This is a genomic window from Methylophilus glucosoxydans (genome assembly GCF_042676145.1).
GTDB classification, from domain to species: Bacteria; Pseudomonadota; Gammaproteobacteria; order Burkholderiales; family Methylophilaceae; genus Methylophilus; species Methylophilus glucosoxydans.
This window is the reverse complement of sequence record NZ_JBHTJW010000002.1, coordinates 614016-633239: the sequence shown is the minus strand read 5'-3', so window position 1 is coordinate 633239 and position 19224 is coordinate 614016. Positions and strand designations below refer to the sequence as shown.

Below are 19224 nucleotides of genomic sequence, written 5' to 3'. Positions count from 1 at the left end.
CGCCTGACTTACGGTCAATATGAGCCTATCTTTTTTAACTGTGGAGCTTGGGCATGAAATCATTAGCGATGGTAGGCATTATATTGATTGCAGTCGGCGCAGCTGGTCTGATTTTCAAAGGGTTTAGTTACGAGAGCAAAGAGACCGTAGCAAAAATCGGCTCTTTAGAGGCCAATGCAGAGATCACCAAAGAGGTGGAAGTCCCGCAAGCGCTTAGCCTGATTGTGATTGCGGCGGGGGCTGCCTTGTTGATCATCGGTTTGAAAAAGTAAATCCTCAAGCCAGGGTAGGCGTGGCGCTATCTGGACGTTTGCAGCAAGCGAGTCAGCTGAATCTGACAGGTTTTTCCTAGATGGGCTGACAGATGACAGGCGCAACTGTGCTTAGCATAGAGCTTCATCATAACAACAGGGGAGTACACACATGCTTTGGACAATTGTTGTAGGGATTATCGCGGGTTGGTTGGCAGGCTTGATCATGAAAGGCGATGGCTTTGGCCTGATTTGGGATTTGGTGCTTGGTATTGCCGGTGCAGTGGTTGGCGGCTGGCTGTTTGGCCTGCTGGGCTTGAGTGCCAGTGGCGGCATGATAGGCAGCATTATCGTCGCCACCATCGGTGCCGTCTTCCTGATTTTTATTTCCCGTCTGCTCAGGTCGGCATAAAGCAGCATTCACCCTTACTGCAGTACAGCCTAGCTGGAAAAAATGACTTTTCCAGCTTCGCCTTTTTTGGCCTGATACATCGCATTATCCGCCTTCTGCAGTAAGGCTTCGATGTCGTCGGCCGTTTTAGGCCAGTCATAGGCGATACCGATACTACAGCCTACCGCGATCTCCTGACCCGATTGCAACTTGATGGGCTGACTGATGCTTTCGACCAGCTTGCCTGCAACCATGCGGGCCAGCTCTTCCGGCTGGGAGGCAAAGGTCAGCAGAATCACGAACTCATCCCCGCCAAAACGACACACCATATCTTCTTCGCGCAACACATCAGGTAATCGTTGTGCGATGGCCATCAACACTTCATCGCCCACAGGATGACCATGGGTATCGTTGACAGCTTTAAACCCATCAAGATCTACAAATAATAAAATAATGCCCCGTTGCGGCTGACTGCTTTGAAGCTGGCTGACAATGCCATGCATCATACTGAGCATGCCGCGCCGGTTGAACAAGCCGGTCAGCGGATCTTCGGTCAACAGTTTCTCTAGGGCGTTTTGCTGCTGGCGAAATACGGTTAAATCCATCAAAAAACTGATACAAAAATCCAGCTCATCTTCAATCACACGGGTCAGTGCAATCCGCAATGGAATTTCGCGCCCATCCGCATGTATCCCGTGACGCTCAGCGACCACTTTTCCAGCCTGGTCATGTTGCCTGCGTTTGCGCGAGAGCGTGCTGAGCTGCTTCCAGTCGGGGATCATTTTGCCAAGCGAACGGCCCACGATTGCCTGCGACTGAACGCCAAACATCGCCTCAAAAGCGCGGTTCACCATCTGGATATGCCCCTTGGCATCCGTAATCACAATTGCGTCTATCGCGTGCTGAAAGATCACGCGCATTTGATGCTCCCTGAACTGTAACTCGCGGGCCAATTGCCGCTGCCGACTAATCATGGTTTGCGCCAGAATAGCGCCTAGCAAGGTCACCAAGCCCATGGTGACCAGCAAGGACAAATACAGCCGGTCTACGGTGGGCACAGGCTCATCAAACTGTATGGGGCCACTAAAGCTGGCCGCAGCCATGCCCAGATAGTGCATGCTGGTAATGGCAGCCGCCATGACCAGACCACTGAACAAATGGCGCCAGGGCCGCAGTCGCCGCAAACGGTTACAGCGTTGATGAAACCATAACGCCAGAATGGCGAGCATCACTGCCGAGCACACAGACACCAGTACCAGCCATGGATTAAACGCCATGACAGCAGCCGTTTGCATGGCCAGCATGCCGGTGTAATGCATCACCCCGATGCCCAGGCCGATCAAGGCGCCGCTAATGGTTAAATCGTAAGGAGATTTTTTTGCTTGCGCCACCCATTGCATGGATGCCCAGGAGGCAACAAATGCCGGCAACAAGGAGAGCAAGGTGATGACCAGCTCGTAACGCACCGTGGCACACAGCTCGAAAGCTAGCATGCCAATAAAATGCATGCCCCACACTGCCGATCCCATCGCCAGGCCACCGCCGAGCATGGTCAAGTGGCGGTCGCGCTTAAGTTTGAATTGCTGGGAGACCTCGGCCAGATGGATGGCAATCACAGAGGCCGTGAGTGCGATCAGGTAGGACAAGGCGACCATCGAGGGTTCATAGCGAGATGAAAGGATGGTGTCTGCTGGACTCACAAAATCAAAGAGAAAACTGTTCAATGGATTTCTTTCGATAATGTACTGATCACTGACTGAAAAGCTGGCTAGGCCAGCACGCAATGGGTCAAAACCACATCAAAGCACTTGCACACTGACGCGCTCACCAGACCGCAAAAGTGCTGCTGTAACGGCTATGCTGTGAATTTTCAGCAATTGCTTGGTATTATGCTGCTGTTAAAACGCTCACTCAAAAGTAATTTACTCAATATAACATGCGCCAATTTGGGATTTATATCATCGGTGACGAGATCCTGTCCGGCAAGCGCCAGGATGCCCATCTCAGCAAGGTCATTGCGCTTCTGTCTGCACGCGGCTTGCAACTGAGCTGGGCGCATTTTATCGGCGATATCCCCGAGCAAATCACGCAGTTACTCAAGGCCAGTATGGCGCGCGGCGAGATTGTGTTTAGCTTTGGTGGCATCGGCGCCACCCCGGATGACTACACCCGCCAATGTGCAGCCGCGGCTGCCGGGGTACCGATTGAGCGACATGCAGGCGCCGTTGCCAATATTGAAGCGCAATATGGGGAAGCGGCTTACCCTAAACGCGTACTCATGGCTGATTTTCCGCAAGGCTGTGAGCTCATCCCCAACCCGATTAACCGCGTCGCCGGATTCAGCATTCACGAGCATTACTTTGTGCCCGGCTTTCCAGAAATGGCGCACCCGATGGTGGAATGGGTGCTGGACACCTATTACAGTCACCTGTTTCATGGCCAAGACTATCTGGAGCAAGCCATTGTCGTCACTGAGGCAGGCGAAAGCGACTTGATTGACTTGATGAACAGCATACTGAGCCGTTATCCCATGCTCAAGTTGTTCAGCTTGCCGCGCACCAACCAGCGCCGCACCACAGAAGTTGGTCTCAAAGGCGAAAGTGCGTATGTGCTTGCAGCCATGCTGGAGCTGAAGGCTGGCGTGTCTGCATTAGGCTACCCCTGGGTGGATGTTTAACCTCGAATGGAATGCCGCCAACACTGCGGAGCCTGCTGCATTGCCCCGTCCATCAATAGTCCGATCCCCGGCATGCCACATGGCAAGCCCGCGGGTGTGCCATGCATACAACTAGATGAGGCCTATCGCTGCAAATTGTTTGGGCAGCCACAACGCCCAGCGTTTTGTGGCGGATTAAGCCCTAGCCTGGAGATGTGTGGCGAAGAACAGCAAGGACGTGAATATGCCATCCAGTGGCTGAGTGCCCTCGAACGTGCCACTCAGCCAGGCAACGCCTAATGGAAATCTGGCTTTACGACTGACGATACGCTCTGCGCATGAGCCAGAGCCCTGCCAGAATCATAGGCACGCAGAGCCATTGTCCCATGCTGAGCCCCAGCGATAGCAAGCCTAAAAAGCTGTCTGGTTCACGCGTAAACTCAACCAGAAAACGGAAGCTGCCGTAACAGAGCAAGAACATGGCGGACACTGCACCGATGGGTCGTTTTTTGCCCGCAAAACACCAGAGAATCACAAACAGCGCGATCCCCTCTAGTGCAAACTCGTAGAGCTGCGAAGGATGCCGTGCAACCTGATCCACGGCTGGGAACACCATGCCCCAATCCGCATTGGTTGGCCGCCCCCATAACTCGCCATTGATAAAATTACCCAGTCTGCCTGCCCCCAGGCCAATCGGCACGAGCGGCGCCACAAAGTCCATCAATTGCAACCAAATCACGCCGCGCTTGCGGGCAAACAAGGCCATGGCCACCATGACGCCAATAAAGCCACCATGAAACGACATGCCCCCTTGCCACAGGGCAAAGATTTCCAACGGATGTTGCAGGAAATAACTGGGCTGGTAAAACACCACATAGCCCAACCGGCCGCCCAGCACGACACCGAGCGCGATGTAAAACAGCATGTCGTCCGGGTCACGCGCCTGCCAGGGCGAGTTGGGGTCCAGTTTACGCAACCGGTTGACCTGGTACTGCCCCAACCACAGGCCACCAAAAAAACCGATCAGGTACATCAAACCATACCAGTGGATACCAAAACTGCCGATTTGTAATGCGATGGGGTTAAAGCCCGGATGGGTAAACATGCCGTATCACCGTGAAAAAAACTGCATTATAACTGCTGACCCGACCAGCGCAGGCAAACAGAGACTAAAAGCCACTCAATCACTGCATGCACTTATTATTCAATCCGGGTTGGATGCGCTTGGCGACATGCGCCAGACGGCCAGAAAACTGATCAAGGCCATGCTGGAGAGATAGGCCCCTACCCAGGTCAAGCCGCCCTGATTGACCAGGTATTGGGCAATGGCAGGCGCGAAAGAGGCACCCAAGATGCCACCCAGCTGATAACTAAGCCCTGCCCCGCTGTACCGCACAGCGACCGGGAACTGCTGTGGCAGAAAAGCGCCCATGGGGGCAAAAGTGACGCCCATTAAAAACAGCGCGGCAAACAGAAAAACCAGGATCAGCCCGCTATCCGCACTGCCTAGTAACGGCGCCAGGGCAAATCCCAGTAATACGGCCAGACCTTGTCCGAGCATCAGCACGGGTCGCTGGCCAACCTTGTCTGACCACCAGGCAGCCAGTGGCGTCGCGGTGGCCATGCCTAGCACAGCGATACACAGCATCCCCAGAAAAACCGGGCGAGCAATGTGCAAGGTTTGCGTGCCATAACTCAGGCAAAACACCGTCGCCGTATAAAACAGGTGATAACACACCCCCATGGCCAGCGCACCAAGCACAATGGCACGTCCATGCGTGACCAACAACGCCTTAAGCGGCCAGCGATGCAACTCTTTTGAAGACTGTGCCTGCGCAAATGCGGGCGTCTCAGCCAGCTTGAAGCGGACATATAGCCCGACCATGACCAGCGCCGCACTGACGATAAACGGCACGCGCCAGCCCCATTGCTCAAATTGTGTCTCCGTTAGCCCCAGAGTTAAGGCCAAAAAGGTCAAGGTTGCGAGTAAAAAGCCGATCGAAGGCCCCAGTTGCGGAAACATGCCAAACCAGCTGCGACGATGTACGGGCGCATATTCGGTTGCCAGCAAGGCAGCTCCTGCCCATTCACCGCCCAAGCCGATGCCTTGACCAAACCGCAACAGACAAAGCAGCACCGGCGCCCACAGCCCCCATTGATCGTAGCCTGGCAAGACGCCAATCAGAAACGTCGAGCAGCCCATGACCAGCAATGACGCGGCCAGGGTGGATTTGCGGCCGAGACGGTCACCAAAATGACCAAACAGCAAAGCCCCCAGTGGCCGTGCAATAAACGCCAGACCAAAGGTCAGCAAGGCATTTAACGATTGCACCGCTGGCGCGCTGGCGGGGAAAAAGACCTGGCCAATGACCAGCGCTGCCGCCATGGCATAAATATAAAAATCGTAAAATTCGATGGCTGTACCGATGAAACTGGCAAAGGCAATGTGCTTGAGTGAGGGGCTAGACATCGCAGCATCTTAGCTGGCAGACCGTAAATCTCCAAGCCTCACCAGCATGGGGCCTGCCAAATAAAAACGCCGGGAGATAACTACTCCCGGCGCGTTGAATAAAGCCATGGCTTACTTGGAAGCCTCGGCTTTTTTCTTCAGTGGCTCTGGATCCCAACCCGCGCCCAGGGCTTTAAACAGTGACACGGTGGCTGTCAGCGTGTTTTGTCGGCTCTGAACCAAGGCTTGTGTCGCCTCATTGTGGTTACGTTGCGCATCCAGCACTTCAAGATAGCTGGAGTAACCCGCCTGATACCGATTTTGCGAAATACGCAAAATGTTGGCAGTGGTTTTTTGCTTGGACTCCGCCACCGCTTCTTGCTCACGGTATTGGCGCGCATTCACCAGCGCATCATTCACTTCGCTAAATGCAGTCCGCAAGGCGGCCTGGTAGTTAATCACGGCCTGCTTCTGCAAGGCAGAGGCCTGATCGACCCTGGCGTTCAAGCGTCCACCATTGAATATTGGCAAGCTTGCTGCAAAGCCCAGTGTCCAGATTTTGGCTGGCGCCGTAAACAGGTCACTCAGGATTTTACTCTCGCCACCATAAGCCCCGGTCAGTGACAAGGTCGGATACAGGGCTGCTTTTGCCAATTTCACATTCGCATGTGCAGCGATCAAATCCTGCTCAGTCTGGCGGATATCCGGACGTGATTCCAGCAAGGTGGATGGCAAGCCTGCGGGTGGCATCGGCGGTATCGGCATGGACATTAAACCACCGACCGGAATCTTGACGCTTAGGTCTGCAGTCAACACCCCGAGCTGATGCTCACTGATTGAGCGTTGGCGCTGCAACTCCAGCGATTGCGCACGTAAATTGGTCACCACCAGCTCAGCCTGATTAACATCCAGTGCGGTATTGACGCCTGCATCCAGCTGCCGCTGTGTCATGGCCAGGCTTTCTTGCGCCGTTTTGATGTTTTCGGCGTTGACTGCCAGCTGTCCATCCAGACTACGGATTATCAGGTATTGATTGGTCACGAGCCCTACCAATGACCAGCGTACTGCCTCACGGGCATACTCGGTCGACAGCAGATTGGCCCGTGCCGCGACATTGGCCGTTCTCAACTTGCCCCACACATCCAGCTCAATACTGCCGTTTAACGCCAGTTTATTGTCATTACGCGGGTTGACCCCGAAAACCGGGTTAGGCCCTGCCCCGGTAATTCTGGTACGGGTATTGTTGTTGTCCAGCGTGATGGTCGGCAGCACATTGCCAGAGGTTTCACGCGCCACGGCATCGTATTGTTCAATGCGTGCCACGGCGAGCTGCACATCACTGTTGTTGACCAGCGCAGTATCAATCAGCCTGGTTAACACTGGATCATTAAACAAGGACCACCATTGCTGCATTTGTGCCGCAGGCACCGCCGTCGACGTCGCCGCTTGGGGCTCAACATACCCCTGTGGCAGCGGACTGTCAGGGCGGCTATATAACGGGCCCAGTAACTGGCAACCTGCCAACGACAAGGCTGCCAGCGCGATGATGAGCGGGCGTTGTGCCCACACCAGTTGTTTTACTGTCGGTTTCATACCGCTTCCTCTTCTTCAACATGACCATGGTGACGCACTTTTTTCTCACTGGTCAGCCAGGTAAAGAACAATGGGATAAAGATGGTGGCAATAAAGGTTGCCAGCAACATGCCGCCGAAGACGCCCGTACCCATGGATTGGCGCGCTGCAGCACCTGCACCGGTCGCAAATACCAGTGGAATAATCCCCAGCACAAACGCCATGGACGTCATCACAATCGGTCTGAAGCGCAAGCGGGCGGCTTCAAGCGCAGCTTCAGCCAACGGCATGCCCTCTTCCATTTTTTGCGAGGCAAATTCCACAATCAGGATGGCGTTTTTAGCCGCCAGACCAATCAGCGTAATCAGGCCAATCTGGAAGTAGATGTCGTTGTTCATGCCTCGCGTCAACACCGCCAGCAAGGCGCCTGTCATTGCAAATGGAATCGCCATGATCACTGCCAGCGGCAAGGACCAGGTTTCAAACTGTGCCGCCAGGATCAGGAACACCATGATGGTGGCGAAGCCAAAGGCCACCAGCGCAGCAGAACCGGTCCGTTTTTCCTGGTAAGCCTGACCGGTCCAGGCAATCTGGTAACCATCCGGCAAGTTTTCCTTGGCGATTTTTTCCACCAGTTTGATCGCATCGCCAGAGCTCACGCCGGGCGCACCGCTACCGAACACTTTGGCAGACAGCAGGCCATTGTAGCGCTCCAGCTGTTCAGCACCGACGATGTTGCTGACTTTTGCCAATGCAGACATCGGCACCATATTGCCATTCGGATTATCATCCGTCGGCTGGCTACGTACATACACCTTGCCCAGGTCTTCAGGCTTCATGCGGTAACCCGCCTCGGCTTGCAACTGCACGCGGTAAGTCCGGCCATTACGGTTAAAGTCGTTGACATAGAGCGAGCCCATGGTGCTCTGCAAAGTCGCGTAAATATCCGCAATTTTCACATTCTGTGACAAGGCTTTGGCTTCATCTACCTCAATGTACAACTGCGGTACGGTCGGCCGGAAGAAACTATTAATCTGTGTCAGTTGCGGATTGGCACGCATCGCATCCATAAAGTTGTTCATGACTTGCGCCAGCTTGATGGGATCCGTATCCCCATGACTCTGCACATAAACCTCAAAACCACCCGCAGAACCCAAGCCACGAATCGCTGGCGGGTTCACGGCAAAGCCCATGCCATCCGGCTGACTCATTCCTATGCCGATCAACTTTCCAACCATCTGGTCGGCATTGGTCGTACGCTTTTCCCAATCCGTCATACGGACAAACATGGTCGCCGCATTAGTTTTGTTGGCACCGGTGAGCAATTCAAACCCATTCACCGCAAACTCATGCGCAGTGGCAGGATCTTTCGCTACCGCTGACCGGATGTTTTCCATGGTCTGGGAAGTCCGCTTCAAGGTGGCACCATCTGGCATCACCACAATGCTAATGACATAGCCCTGATCTTCTGGCGGCACAAATCCACCCGGCACGGTACGGAACAGGAAGATCATCACCACCAGCATGGCACCAAACACGACGGCACCAATCAATTTGTGACGAAGGGTCAAGCGGACGGTGCCCGTGTACAAGCTGGTCAACCGGCCAAAGCCCTGGTTAAACTTCCTGAAAAAAGCATTTTCGTGATGACCGCCACTCTTCAGAATCATGGCACATAAAGCAGGGGTCAGCGTTAACGCCACCACGCCTGAAATGACCACAGCAATGGCCACAGTGACCGCGAACTGACGATAGAGCTGCCCGGCAATGCCGCCCTGGAATGCCACAGGAACAAACACTGCGCACAGGACCAGTACAATCGCCACCACCGCCGCTTGCACTTGTGCGATAGACTTAATCGCCGCATGCAGCGGGTTCAAGCCTTCCTCTTTCATCAAACGCTCGGTATTCTCCAGCACCACGATCGCATCATCCACCACAATGCCGATGGCCAGAATCATGGCAAACAGAGTCAGCAGGTTGATCGAGAAGCCGAACACATACAAGCCGGCAAACGTACCAACAATCGAAATCGGCACTGCAATCATCGGAATCAGGGTTGCGCGCCAGCTTTGCAGGAACAGGAACACCACGATCACGACCAGTACCAGCGCCTCACCAAAGGTATGGAACACTTCTTTGATGGTGGCTTTCACAAAGTCACTGGTGTCATAAGGAATGTTGTATTCCATGCCTTGCGGGAATTTGGCTTTTAACTCTTCCACCTTGGCCTTGATGGCATTGGCGGTATCCAGTGCATTGGCACCGGTCTGTAAAAAGACCGGCATTGCCACACCGGCCTGGCCATCGAGTGCAGAGGTCACGTTATAGCTTTGTGCACCCAACTCGATGCGTGCCACATCTTTCAGGTGCAAGACACCGTTCGGGCCTTGCGCACGCAAAATAATGTTGCCGAACTCTTCAGGGTCAATCAACCGTCCTTTAGCTGTCACGGTAAATGACAATTGCTGATCAGGCAAAGCGGGCTCTGCACCGATCTTGCCGGCGGCATACTGCGCGTTTTGTGCGCTGATGGCCGCAGAAATATCGCTGGTAGACACCCCCAGTTGCGCCATGCGGTCAGGACGCAACCAGACACGCATGGAGTAATCTTGCCCACCAAAAATGGTGACATCGCCCACGCCCTTGATGCGCTTGAATTCATCCAGCAAATTCAAGGTGGCGTAGTTACTCAGGAACAAACGATTATGGTCTTTGTTTTTCGAGGTGAGCATCACGACCAGCAGGATGTCATTCGAACGTTTTTGAACCACAACCCCGGTCCGGCGTACATCTTCGGGCAAACGCGGCAACGCAATGTTCACACGGTTACTGACGTTAAAGGTCGCCTGGTTGACATCGGTACCGACATCAAATGTGGCGGTAATGGTTAAGGTACCACTGCTGTCAGAGCTAGAGTTAAAGTAAAGCAGGTTTTCCACACCACTTAGCTGCTCCTCAATCGGGGCAGCCACGGTTTTTGACAGTGTTTCTGCGCTGGCACCAGGATAGCTGGCCGTAATCAGCACCGTAGGGGGTGCAATTTGCGGATATTGGGCAATCGGCAACTGGAATGCCGCTGCGAGACCTGCCAACACGATGATGATAGACAGCACGCTGGCAAAAATCGGGCGTGTGATAAAAAATCGGGTCATATCGTTTTCCCTGAGACGGGCCTGGTACATGCCCAGGCCCTTGGTAACATAATGGGCTTATTCAACAAAGACGGTGAATGCGTTAAGACTTGGCTGGTGCCGGTGCCGCTTGGGCTGGCGCAGCGTCTGGTGCATGTGGTGCCACCGGTGCACCAGGTCTCACCTTGATCAGATTGTCGACAATGACCTGATCGCCGGCTTTCAAGCCATCCAACACCGTCCAGCGGTTGTCAAACCAGCCGCCCGCGACAATCGGCCTGACCGCGGCCACCGTTTTGCCTTCTTTATCTTTTTCGGCCACAAAGACAAACTTGCCTTGCTGACCAGTCAGTACGGCCGTTTGCGGAATCAGGAAGACGCCATCACGCTTGCCAGTGGTCAGGCGCACACGGACAAACTGACCTGGCAACAAGGCACTGTCCGCATTCTGGAACTCGGCCCGCAGTTGCTGCGTCCCCAATGCCGGGTCAATCTGACTGGCAGAGAAGTTAATCTTGCCTGAATAACGATATTCAGTATTGTCTGCCAGGATCAATCGTACATCCTGCACGCGGCCTGGGCGCAAATGCCCGCCCAACGCTGTGAGCTCGGACTCGGACAGGCTGAAGCGGACCCAAATCGGCGACAATTGTACGATGGTGCTCAACAAGGTAGTGTTGGCACTGACCAACGCCCCTTCTGACAACACAAAGCGACCGGCAATCCCACTCTCTGGCGCTTTAACATGCGTATAAGACAGATTCAGCTCTGCTTCACGCAGTTGCGCCTGATATTGCAACAAAGTCGCTGCGGCAACAGAGTTATCAGAGGCCGCATTATCATATTCACGCTGACTGATAGAGTGGCTCTCCAGCAAACCCTTAAGACGTTGCGCCTCACGTGCCGTTTGCTCAATGCGGGCTTTTTGCTGTGCAATCAGCGCCTTGGACTGATCTACCTGCAACTGGTACGGAACAGGATCAATCAAGAACATATCCTGCCCGGCCTTGACCGCATCGCCTTCTTGATACAGGCGTTTAAGCACAATGCCACCAACGCGGGGACGCACTTCAATTTGCTTGGCGCCCTCGGTTTGCGCAACCACCTCAGTCTGCACCGGGATAGTTTCAGCGGCGACGGTTTGCACGGTGACTGGCATCGCAGGCATGCCGCCTGCGGCTGGATTTTGCTGCTGTGAAGATTTTCCGCAAGCACTCAATCCCAGGCTTAAAGCAAGCACGAGCAAGGCATGACGAGGCTGGATAGTCTGTGAAATCAACATGTTATCCTCTGTTTAGTTTTAAAATAGACTTGATTACATACATCATTGGATGTATATTATATACAAACACGAATGTATGTAAATGGGTTTTGCAAAAAATTTGCCCATCTCGAGCCGTCACAAGTTGCCAGTGACCGCTGATAAAATACGACATTCAAATGAAACATTCATGAATTTATGAAAGAGCGATAAATACTTATGGTACGTAAAACCAAAGAAGATGCCGCCATCACGCGCCAACACATTATTGATGCTGCGCGACAGATGTTTCTGCAAAAAGGGGTTAGCCGCACCAGCCTGGAACAGATTGCCTCCCATGCCAATGTTACGCGCGGCGCCGTCTATTGGCATTTCCAGAACAAGGCAGATTTGTTTCATGCCATGCGCGAAGAAGTGTATTTGCCACTGATAGACCGCATGGATGACACCCTACTCGGGAACGCGGAAGAGTCCAATATTGACCCGCTGGGCCGCATTCGCAAACACCTCGAAAACACCGTACAGATTCTTAATGACGACACCACCACGCGCGCAACTTATGAAGTCATGATGACCAAGTGTGAATACGTGGATGAGTTTGCCGATGTACTGAAATCTATTTTAGGTAACTGTAGCGGACTCGTGCACAAAATGGAACAGGCCTACGCCAAAGCACAGGAAATCGGCCAGGTCGGCACCCAGCTTAGTCCGCAAGAACTCGCCTGGGACACCCACCTGTTTTTCTCAGGCCTAATGCACATGTGGGTCAAAGACACCGAAGGAACGTTATTCCGCGACCGCGCCATGCAACTAATCAACACACACATTAATCTGCGTAAAAAATAAGCAAAAATGCTACTTTAAACATTCCCTCGTCTGCGATTTGCAGTTAAAATAGTCAGTCTTTTCACTGACTTATCCAAGCATGCAAATCGGACCGCATCAACTTAAGAACAACCTGGTGGTTGCCCCTATGGCGGGCGTGACCGACCGTCCTTTCCGCATGTTGTGCAAAAAAATGGGGGCAGGGCTGGCCGTCTCCGAAATGGTCACCTCCAATTCCTTATTGTATGGCAGTGAAAAAACCAAGCGCCGCGCCAACCATGAAGGCGAAGTCAGCCCGATCTCGGTACAAATTGCCGGCGCAGAACCGGCCATGATGGCCGAGGCCGCCAAACATAACGTCGACAATGGTGCACAAATCATCGACATCAACATGGGTTGCCCGGCCAAAAAAATCTGTAACGTCATGGCTGGGTCTGCCCTGCTGCGAGACGAACCGCTGGTGTCCCAAATCCTCAAGGCGGTGGTCAATGCGGTGGATGTGCCAGTCACCCTGAAAATCCGTACCGGCTGGGATAGACAAAACAAAAATGCCATCCAGATTGCCAGAATGGCAGAAGACATCGGCATCCAGGCGCTGACGATTCATGGCCGCACGCGCAATGATCTTTACCATGGCGACGCCGAATATGACACGATTGCCGCCGTCAAGCAGCAAATCAAGATTCCGCTGATTGCCAATGGCGATATCACCACGCCAGAAAAAGCCAAATTTGTCCTTGATTACACCCAAGCCGACGCCGTCATGATCGGCCGTGCAGCCCAAGGCCGCCCCTGGATCTTCCGCGAAACCGAGCACTTTCTGAAGACTGGCGAGCACATGCTGCCGCCGACCGTAGATGAAATTCACCAGGTGATGCTGGAGCACTTGCATGACTTGTATGCTTTTTATGGTGACCTCACTGGCATGCGCGTCGCACGCAAGCATATTTCCTGGTATACCAAGGGCTTATCTGGCTCTGCTGCCTTCCGTCACAATATGAATACCTTGCAAACCATAGAATTACAATTACAAGCCATCAATGACTTCTTTACCGAGCTCCGTGCGAAAAACGACCGTCTGGTCTACGCCGAGGAGACTGAACTGGATCAAGAGCACCCAGGCACCCAGGAGCTCGCAGCCTAATGCAAACTGATAGTAAATTAAGTCTCGCGGTACGCGAGTCTCTGGACGACTATTTCATGCATCTGGATGGGCAACCGCCGCATGCGATTTACGAAATGGTGCTTGGCTGCGTGGAAAAGCCCATGCTGGAATACGTACTGAACAAAGTGGGCGGCAACCAGAGCAAAGCCGCCGACATGCTGGGCATTAACCGCAATACCCTAAGAAAAAAAATGGCCGCCTACGGCCTCGAATAAGCATGACCCCGGTCTGATGACATCCCAACATCAGACCTTTTCATTTTTTAAGCCTTTTCATTTTTTATTTTGCAACTCCATTCAAACTCATTATGACGATTAAACGCGCGCTTATCAGTGTTTCCGATAAAACCGGTGTGCTGGAACTGGCACAATCCCTGCACCAACTGGGTGTAGAAATCCTTTCCACGGGGGGCACTGCAAAACTGTTCCGTGACAACCACATTCCCGTCAAAGAAGTGAGCGACTTTACCGGTTTTCCAGAAATGCTGGATGGCCGGGTCAAAACGCTGCACCCCAAGGTGCACGGTGGCCTGCTGGGACGCCGCGACCTGCCTGAACATGTGGCGGCCATGCAGCAATATGGCATTGAGAATATCGACTTGCTCGCCGTCAATCTCTATCCGTTTGAAGCGACGGTGGCCAAGCCCAACTGCACGCTTGAAGATGCGATTGAAAACATTGATATCGGCGGTCCGGCCATGGTGCGTTCCGCAGCCAAAAACTGGAACGATGTCGCCGTACTGACAGACGCTGCCCAGTACACTGAAGTGGTCAACGAGTTGAAAGCCAATCAGGGCGCCGTGTCCAAAGCAACACGTTTCAAATTGTCTGTGGCCGCATTTAACCGCATTGCCCAATACGATGCCGCCATCAGCAACTACTTGTCCGCCATTGACTTCACCGAAACCGAAGCGGCAGGCAAGCCAGTCCTGAGCCAGTTCCCAGGCCAGATGAACAGCAATTTTGTCAAAGTACAAGACCTGCGTTATGGTGAAAACAGCCATCAGCAAGCCGCCTTCTACCGTGACCTCTACCCTGCCCCAGGCAGCCTGGCCACCGCGCAACAATTGCAGGGCAAAGAACTGAGCTACAACAACATCGCCGATGCAGATGCGGCCTGGGAAGCAGTAAAATCTTTCACCGGCCCGGCCTGCGTAATTGTCAAACACGCCAACCCTTGCGGTGTAGCCCTGGGCGTGAACGCACTGGAAGCCTACAGCAAAGCCTTCAAAACCGATCCGACCTCGGCTTTTGGTGGCATCATTGCCTTCAACTGCACGCTTGATGGCGCAGCTGCCGAAGCCGTTTCCAAACAATTTGTCGAAGTGCTGATTGCCCCCGATTTTACGCCAGAAGCCCTGGCCATTTTTACCGCCAAAGCCAACGTACGCGTACTGAAAATCGCCTTGCCCCAAGGCGGCAATAACGCTTGGGAACAAGGCCGCAATGCCGTCGATTCCAAGCGCGTAGGCTCAGGTATTTTGCTGCAATCTGCCGACAACCATGAGATGCATATGGCTGACCTGAAAGTGGTCACCAAACTGCAACCAACTCCACAACAAATGCAAGACCTGCTGTTTGCCTGGAACGTGGCTAAATACGTCAAGTCCAATGCCATCGTGTTCTGTGGCAATGGCATGACCTTAGGCGTGGGTGCAGGCCAGATGAGCCGTGTCGACAGTACCAAAATCGCCGCCATCAAAGCGCAAAATGCCGGCTTGAGCCTGCAAGGCTCAGTGGTCGCTTCTGACGCATTTTTCCCGTTCCGGGACGGCGTAGACGTACTGGCCGATGCAGGCGCGAGTTGCGTGATCCATCCCGGTGGTAGCATGCGCGATGAGGAAGTGATTGCGGCGGCTGATGAACGTGGCCTGGCCATGGTCGTGACCGGCATTCGTCACTTTAGACATTAATTCTTTTTGCCAAAGAGAACACAAAAAACATCTTAAAAGCATTCCGCCTTTGAGTGCTACTCTGTGTCTTCTGAGTTCTCTGTGGCTCAAACTTAATCAGGTAATAAAAGATGAAAATTTTAGTGATTGGTTCTGGCGGTCGTGAGCACGCACTGGCCTGGAAAGCCGCACAAAACAAAGCAGTGAGCCGCGTTTATGTTGCTCCCGGTAATGCAGGCACCGCGACAAATCCTGACATGATCAATGTGCCGATAACCAAAATCGATGAGTTGGTGAAATTTGCCGAAGATGAGCAGATTGCGCTGACCATTGTCGGCCCGGAAGCCCCGTTATCGCAAGGCGTGGTCGATGCATTCCGCGCCGCTGACCTGAAGATTTTTGGCCCGACTAAAGCGGCGGCACAATTGGAAAGCTCCAAGGATTTTGCCAAAGCATTTATGGTCCGCCACAACATCCCTACCGCCAAATACCAGACCTTCAGCGAGGTCGCGCCAGCGCATGCCTACATTGATGCCAATGGCGCGCCCATCGTTATCAAGGCAGATGGCCTGGCGGCCGGTAAAGGCGTGGTGGTTGCCATGACATTGGAAGAGGCCCACGCCGCAGTCGATGCGATGCTGGCTGACAATAAGCTCGGCGATGCCGGTGCACGCGTGGTGATTGAAGAGTTTTTGACTGGCGAAGAAGCCAGCTTCATGGTCATGGTCGATGGCAAAAACATCTTGCCACTCGCCACCAGCCAGGACCACAAACGCCTGCTTGATGCCGACCAAGGCCCCAACACCGGCGGCATGGGCGCTTACTCGCCTGCGCCAGTGGTGACGCCAGAGATCCACGCCAAAGCCATGCGCGAGATTATTGTGCCTACCGTTGAAGGCATGGCCAAAGATGGCATCCCGTATACCGGCTTTCTGTACGCCGGGTTGATGATTACACCGGCAGGCGATGTGAAAACACTGGAGTTCAATTGCCGCATGGGTGACCCCGAAACGCAGCCCATCATGATGCGCCTGAAATCAGACCTGGTCGAACTGGCTGAACACGCAGTCAATGGCACGCTGGACCAGGCACAAGCAGAATGGGACAGACGTTTTGCCTTGGGTGTGGTGATGGCAAGCGCCAATTACCCGGATACCCCCAGATTGGGCGATGAAATTCATGGCTTGCCGAAAGACGTACAGGATGGTCATGTGTTCCACGCTGGCACCACCCTCAAGGACGGCAAGGTAGTCACCAGTGGCGGTCGCGTCTTGTGTGTGACGGCCTTGGGCGAAACGGTCAAGTTTGCGCAACAGCAAGCTTATAAAGTACTGGAACAAATCCAGTTCGACGGTGCTCAGTACCGTAAAGATATCGGTTACCGCGCCATCAAAAACTAAGCTGTCATGACAAACCAGATCCAACCCCAGGCCGTCTTTGATTACCTGCAAGGCTTGCAGGCCCGTATTGTCGAAGCCATTGAACTCGTCGATGGCAAAACCTTTTTGCAGGATAGCTGGCAGCGCCCTGAAGGTGGGGGCGGGAACTCTTGCCTGCTCGAAGGCGGAAACGTGTTTGAGCGAGCTGGGGTTGGCTTTTCACATGTGCTCGGCAACAAGCTACCGCCTGCGGCCAGCGTCGCACATCCCGAAGCAGCGGGCCGCCCCTGGGAGGCCATGGGCGTCTCCCTGGTGTTTCACCCGCACAACCCCTATGTGCCGACCGTACACATGAATGTGCGTTTTTTTGTCGCCCGGGCGCAACAGGCGGGTGAAGAGGATATCTGGTGGTTTGGCGGCGGCATGGATCTGACGCCTTACTATGGCTTTGAAGACGATTGCATCCACTTTCACCGCGTTAATAAAGAAGCGCTGGCTGCCTTTGGTGCCGATTACTACCCAAAATTCAAAAAAGACTGTGATGCTTACTTTTTCCTCAAGCATCGCAAGGAGCCGCGCGGAATCGGCGGTGTCTTTTTTGATGACTTTAGTGAATTGGGCTTTGAAAAAAGCTTTGCCTTGCAACGTGCAGTGGGTGATGCCTTTATCAACGCCTACTTGCCTATTGTGCAACGGCGTAAAGAGACGCCTTATGGCGAACGCGAACGCGATTTCCAGGCTTATCGCAGAGGCCGTTATGTCGAGTTCAACCTGATTTTTGATCGCGGCACGATCTTTGGGTTACAGTCCAATGGCCGTACAGAGTCCATCTTGCTCTCTATGCCACCCATCGTTAAATGGCGCTATGACTGGAAACCTGAAGCCCGTAGCGCAGAGGCCAAACTGTATACTGACTTTTTGATTGAAAAGGACTGGGTTTAATATGCAAGTTTCAGTAGAAGCCAGACAACACGCGCAAGCCCTGCTGGATTTTATTGATCAAAGCCCCAGCCCTTGGCACGCGGTAGACACGGTCGCAAGCCGACTCAAGGCGCATGGCTTTAAAAACCTGCGTGAAAACGAACCTTGGCAATTCAAGGCAGGGGGTAAATATTTCGTAGTGCGTGATGGCGGCTCCATCATTGCCTTTGTACTTGGTCAACAAGCCCTTGCCGACAGCGGTCTGCGCATTGTCGGCGCGCATACCGACTCACCCGGCCTGCGCCTGAAACCGCATGCAGCTTACAGCACAGAAGGTCTGGCGCAACTAGGGGTAGAAGTCTATGGCGGCCCCATTCTGGCGACTTTTACCGACCGCGACTTGAGTCTGGCCGGTCGTGTGGTGCTCCGCACCCCTGAGGGCCTGCAAACGCGCCTGGTCAAATTGGAGCAGCCGATGGCGCGCCTGCCCAATCTGGCCATACACATGAACCGCGAAGTGAATGAAAAAGGCCTGGTACTCAACAAGCAAACCGGTCTGCCCCTGATTTTTGGTCACGCAGCCAACAGCTCCGAAGCCAAACAATTGCTGATTGATACACTCGCCGGCAAACTGGCCGTGCCCGCAGACGTCATTGCTGGCTGGGACCTCACGTTTTATGACACCCAGCGCGGCAGTTTCTGGGGCATGGAACAAGAATTCATTGCCAACAGCCAACTGGACAACCTGGCTTCGTGCCATGCCGCGTTGGAAGCCCTGTTAGGCACCGAAACGCCGCAGACGACCTCTATTTGTGCACTGTTTGACCACGAAGAGGTGGGCTCTGAAAGCGCCACGGGGGCGGGTGGCAGCTTTTTGCTGGATGTGATTGAGCGGATTTGTCATAGCACTCATCTCACGCCAGAAGACAAACTGCGCAGCTTTGCCAACAGTTTTTTTATCAGTGCCGATATGGCACATGCCTTTCACCCCAATCATGCCGGCAGCTATGAACCGTGTCACCATGTGCAAGTCAACCGGGGCCCGGTCATTAAAACCAATGCCAACCAGCGCTACAGCACCAATGCCGTCACGGCTGCGCGCTTTATCCACTTGTGTGAACAAGCGGAGGTCCCCTATCAACAATATGCGCACCGCACCGATTTAGGCTGCGGCAGCACCATAGGGCCCATCATGGCAGCGCAATTAGGCATCGCCACCGTCGATGTCGGTAACCCGATGTGGGCCATGCACAGCCTGCGCGAAAGTGCGGGTGTGCTCGATCATGGCTACATGATTGCCACACTCAGCCGGCATTACGCGAGCTAATC

17 protein-coding genes are annotated in these 19224 nt (G+C 53.7%); 11 read left to right on the top strand and 6 right to left on the bottom strand.

Annotated elements, in window-relative coordinates:
- The first annotated feature begins 53 nt into the window (after positions 1 to 53).
- Positions 54 to 272 carry a hypothetical protein gene (locus tag ACFQ1T_RS05590; RefSeq protein ID WP_228518837.1) on the top strand — a complete coding sequence of 73 codons (219 nt, stop codon included), beginning with the start codon at positions 54 to 56 and terminating at the stop codon, positions 270 to 272.
- A 151-nt stretch (positions 273 to 423) separates the two neighbouring features.
- A complete protein-coding gene (locus ACFQ1T_RS05585) occupies positions 424 to 663 on the top strand; it encodes a GlsB/YeaQ/YmgE family stress response membrane protein (protein ID WP_194748688.1) in 240 nt (79 codons plus the stop codon).
- A gap of 29 nt (positions 664 to 692) precedes the next feature.
- Here the strand turns inward: ACFQ1T_RS05585 and ACFQ1T_RS05580 are convergent, their stop codons facing one another.
- Complete coding sequence (locus tag ACFQ1T_RS05580) at positions 693 to 2366, bottom strand: MHYT domain-containing protein (RefSeq protein WP_379074670.1); 1674 nt, start codon at positions 2364 to 2366, stop codon at positions 693 to 695.
- 212 nt (positions 2367 to 2578) lie between these two features.
- On the opposite strand from ACFQ1T_RS05580, the gene ACFQ1T_RS05575 reads away from it, so the two are divergent.
- The gene (locus ACFQ1T_RS05575) at positions 2579 to 3319 is read left to right on the top strand and encodes a competence/damage-inducible protein A (protein ID WP_379074667.1); all 741 of its coding nucleotides are present in this window, start codon (positions 2579 to 2581) and stop codon (positions 3317 to 3319) included.
- 6 nt (positions 3320 to 3325) lie between these two features.
- On the top strand, positions 3326 to 3598 hold the full coding sequence (locus tag ACFQ1T_RS05570; RefSeq protein ID WP_379074664.1) for a YkgJ family cysteine cluster protein: 273 nt from the start codon (positions 3326 to 3328) through the stop codon (positions 3596 to 3598).
- A 13-nt stretch (positions 3599 to 3611) separates the two neighbouring features.
- Here ACFQ1T_RS05570 and lgt read toward each other — a convergent pair whose 3' ends face one another.
- From lgt to ACFQ1T_RS05545, 5 genes are all read right to left on the bottom strand, one after another.
- Positions 3612 to 4403: a prolipoprotein diacylglyceryl transferase gene (lgt, locus tag ACFQ1T_RS05565; protein ID WP_379074661.1), complete on the bottom strand. Its 792-nt coding sequence runs from the start codon at positions 4401 to 4403 to the stop codon at positions 3612 to 3614.
- Between the two features lie 99 nt (positions 4404 to 4502).
- Entirely contained in the window at positions 4503 to 5768 is a 1266-nt protein-coding gene (locus ACFQ1T_RS05560) for an MFS transporter (RefSeq protein WP_379074658.1), read from the bottom strand.
- A 111-nt stretch (positions 5769 to 5879) separates the two neighbouring features.
- Positions 5880 to 7340, bottom strand: a complete 1461-nt coding sequence (locus tag ACFQ1T_RS05555) for an efflux transporter outer membrane subunit (protein ID WP_275356342.1) — start codon at positions 7338 to 7340, stop codon at positions 5880 to 5882.
- Positions 7337 to 10474: an efflux RND transporter permease subunit gene (locus ACFQ1T_RS05550; protein WP_379074654.1), complete on the bottom strand. Its 3138-nt coding sequence runs from the start codon at positions 10472 to 10474 to the stop codon at positions 7337 to 7339. Before ACFQ1T_RS05550 ends, ACFQ1T_RS05555 begins: the two co-directional genes overlap by 4 nt.
- 82 nt (positions 10475 to 10556) lie before the next feature.
- Positions 10557 to 11735 carry an efflux RND transporter periplasmic adaptor subunit gene (locus ACFQ1T_RS05545; RefSeq protein WP_275356344.1) on the bottom strand — a complete coding sequence of 393 codons (1179 nt, stop codon included), beginning with the start codon at positions 11733 to 11735 and terminating at the stop codon, positions 10557 to 10559.
- Between the two features lie 198 nt (positions 11736 to 11933).
- On the opposite strand from ACFQ1T_RS05545, the gene ACFQ1T_RS05540 reads away from it, so the two are divergent.
- From ACFQ1T_RS05540 to ACFQ1T_RS05510, 7 genes are all read left to right on the top strand, one after another.
- Positions 11934 to 12560 carry a TetR family transcriptional regulator gene (locus ACFQ1T_RS05540; RefSeq protein ID WP_194748696.1) on the top strand — a complete coding sequence of 209 codons (627 nt, stop codon included), beginning with the start codon at positions 11934 to 11936 and terminating at the stop codon, positions 12558 to 12560.
- Positions 12561 to 12639: 79 nt separating this feature from the next.
- Positions 12640 to 13683 carry a tRNA dihydrouridine synthase DusB gene (gene dusB / locus ACFQ1T_RS05535; protein WP_275356345.1) on the top strand — a complete coding sequence of 348 codons (1044 nt, stop codon included), beginning with the start codon at positions 12640 to 12642 and terminating at the stop codon, positions 13681 to 13683.
- Positions 13683 to 13919: a helix-turn-helix domain-containing protein gene (locus ACFQ1T_RS05530; protein ID WP_194748698.1), complete on the top strand. Its 237-nt coding sequence runs from the start codon at positions 13683 to 13685 to the stop codon at positions 13917 to 13919. The genes dusB and ACFQ1T_RS05530 overlap by 1 nt, the downstream gene beginning before the upstream one ends.
- A 92-nt stretch (positions 13920 to 14011) precedes the next feature.
- Positions 14012 to 15616, top strand: coding sequence for a bifunctional phosphoribosylaminoimidazolecarboxamide formyltransferase/IMP cyclohydrolase (purH, locus tag ACFQ1T_RS05525; protein ID WP_194748699.1), 1605 nt, complete (start codon positions 14012 to 14014; stop codon positions 15614 to 15616).
- Between the two features lie 110 nt (positions 15617 to 15726).
- The gene (gene purD / locus ACFQ1T_RS05520; protein WP_194748700.1) at positions 15727 to 16995 is read left to right on the top strand and encodes a phosphoribosylamine--glycine ligase; all 1269 of its coding nucleotides are present in this window, start codon (positions 15727 to 15729) and stop codon (positions 16993 to 16995) included.
- 6 nt (positions 16996 to 17001) lie between these two features.
- Positions 17002 to 17916: an oxygen-dependent coproporphyrinogen oxidase gene (gene hemF / locus ACFQ1T_RS05515; RefSeq protein ID WP_194748701.1), complete on the top strand. Its 915-nt coding sequence runs from the start codon at positions 17002 to 17004 to the stop codon at positions 17914 to 17916.
- Position 17917: 1 nt separating this feature from the next.
- Positions 17918 to 19222 carry a M18 family aminopeptidase gene (locus ACFQ1T_RS05510; RefSeq protein ID WP_379074646.1) on the top strand — a complete coding sequence of 435 codons (1305 nt, stop codon included), beginning with the start codon at positions 17918 to 17920 and terminating at the stop codon, positions 19220 to 19222.
- The last annotated feature ends 2 nt before the right edge of the window (positions 19223 to 19224 follow it).

Excerpts from the sequence above, each read along its gene's own strand:
- hemF (WP_194748701.1), top strand. The coding sequence starts at position 17,002 with ATGACAAACCAGATCCAACCCCAGGCCGTCTTTGATTACCTGCAAGGC.
- ACFQ1T_RS05585 (WP_194748688.1), top strand. The coding sequence starts at position 424 with ATGCTTTGGACAATTGTTGTAGGGATTATCGCGGGTTGGTTGGCAGGC.
- ACFQ1T_RS05545 (WP_275356344.1), bottom strand. The coding sequence starts at position 11,735 with ATGTTGATTTCACAGACTATCCAGCCTCGTCATGCCTTGCTCGTGCTT.
- ACFQ1T_RS05570 (WP_379074664.1), top strand. The coding sequence starts at position 3,326 with ATGGAATGCCGCCAACACTGCGGAGCCTGCTGCATTGCCCCGTCCATC.
- ACFQ1T_RS05530 (WP_194748698.1), top strand. The coding sequence starts at position 13,683 with ATGCAAACTGATAGTAAATTAAGTCTCGCGGTACGCGAGTCTCTGGAC.
- purD (WP_194748700.1), top strand. The coding sequence starts at position 15,727 with ATGAAAATTTTAGTGATTGGTTCTGGCGGTCGTGAGCACGCACTGGCC.
- ACFQ1T_RS05560 (WP_379074658.1), bottom strand. The coding sequence starts at position 5,768 with ATGTCTAGCCCCTCACTCAAGCACATTGCCTTTGCCAGTTTCATCGGT.
- dusB (WP_275356345.1), top strand. The coding sequence starts at position 12,640 with ATGCAAATCGGACCGCATCAACTTAAGAACAACCTGGTGGTTGCCCCT.
- purH (WP_194748699.1), top strand. The coding sequence starts at position 14,012 with ATGACGATTAAACGCGCGCTTATCAGTGTTTCCGATAAAACCGGTGTG.
- lgt (WP_379074661.1), bottom strand. The coding sequence starts at position 4,403 with ATGTTTACCCATCCGGGCTTTAACCCCATCGCATTACAAATCGGCAGT.
- ACFQ1T_RS05510 (WP_379074646.1), top strand. The coding sequence starts at position 17,918 with ATGCAAGTTTCAGTAGAAGCCAGACAACACGCGCAAGCCCTGCTGGAT.
- ACFQ1T_RS05555 (WP_275356342.1), bottom strand. The coding sequence starts at position 7,340 with ATGAAACCGACAGTAAAACAACTGGTGTGGGCACAACGCCCGCTCATC.
- ACFQ1T_RS05575 (WP_379074667.1), top strand. The coding sequence starts at position 2,579 with ATGCGCCAATTTGGGATTTATATCATCGGTGACGAGATCCTGTCCGGC.
- ACFQ1T_RS05550 (WP_379074654.1), bottom strand. The coding sequence starts at position 10,474 with ATGACCCGATTTTTTATCACACGCCCGATTTTTGCCAGCGTGCTGTCT.
- ACFQ1T_RS05540 (WP_194748696.1), top strand. The coding sequence starts at position 11,934 with ATGGTACGTAAAACCAAAGAAGATGCCGCCATCACGCGCCAACACATT.
- ACFQ1T_RS05590 (WP_228518837.1), top strand. The coding sequence starts at position 54 with ATGAAATCATTAGCGATGGTAGGCATTATATTGATTGCAGTCGGCGCA.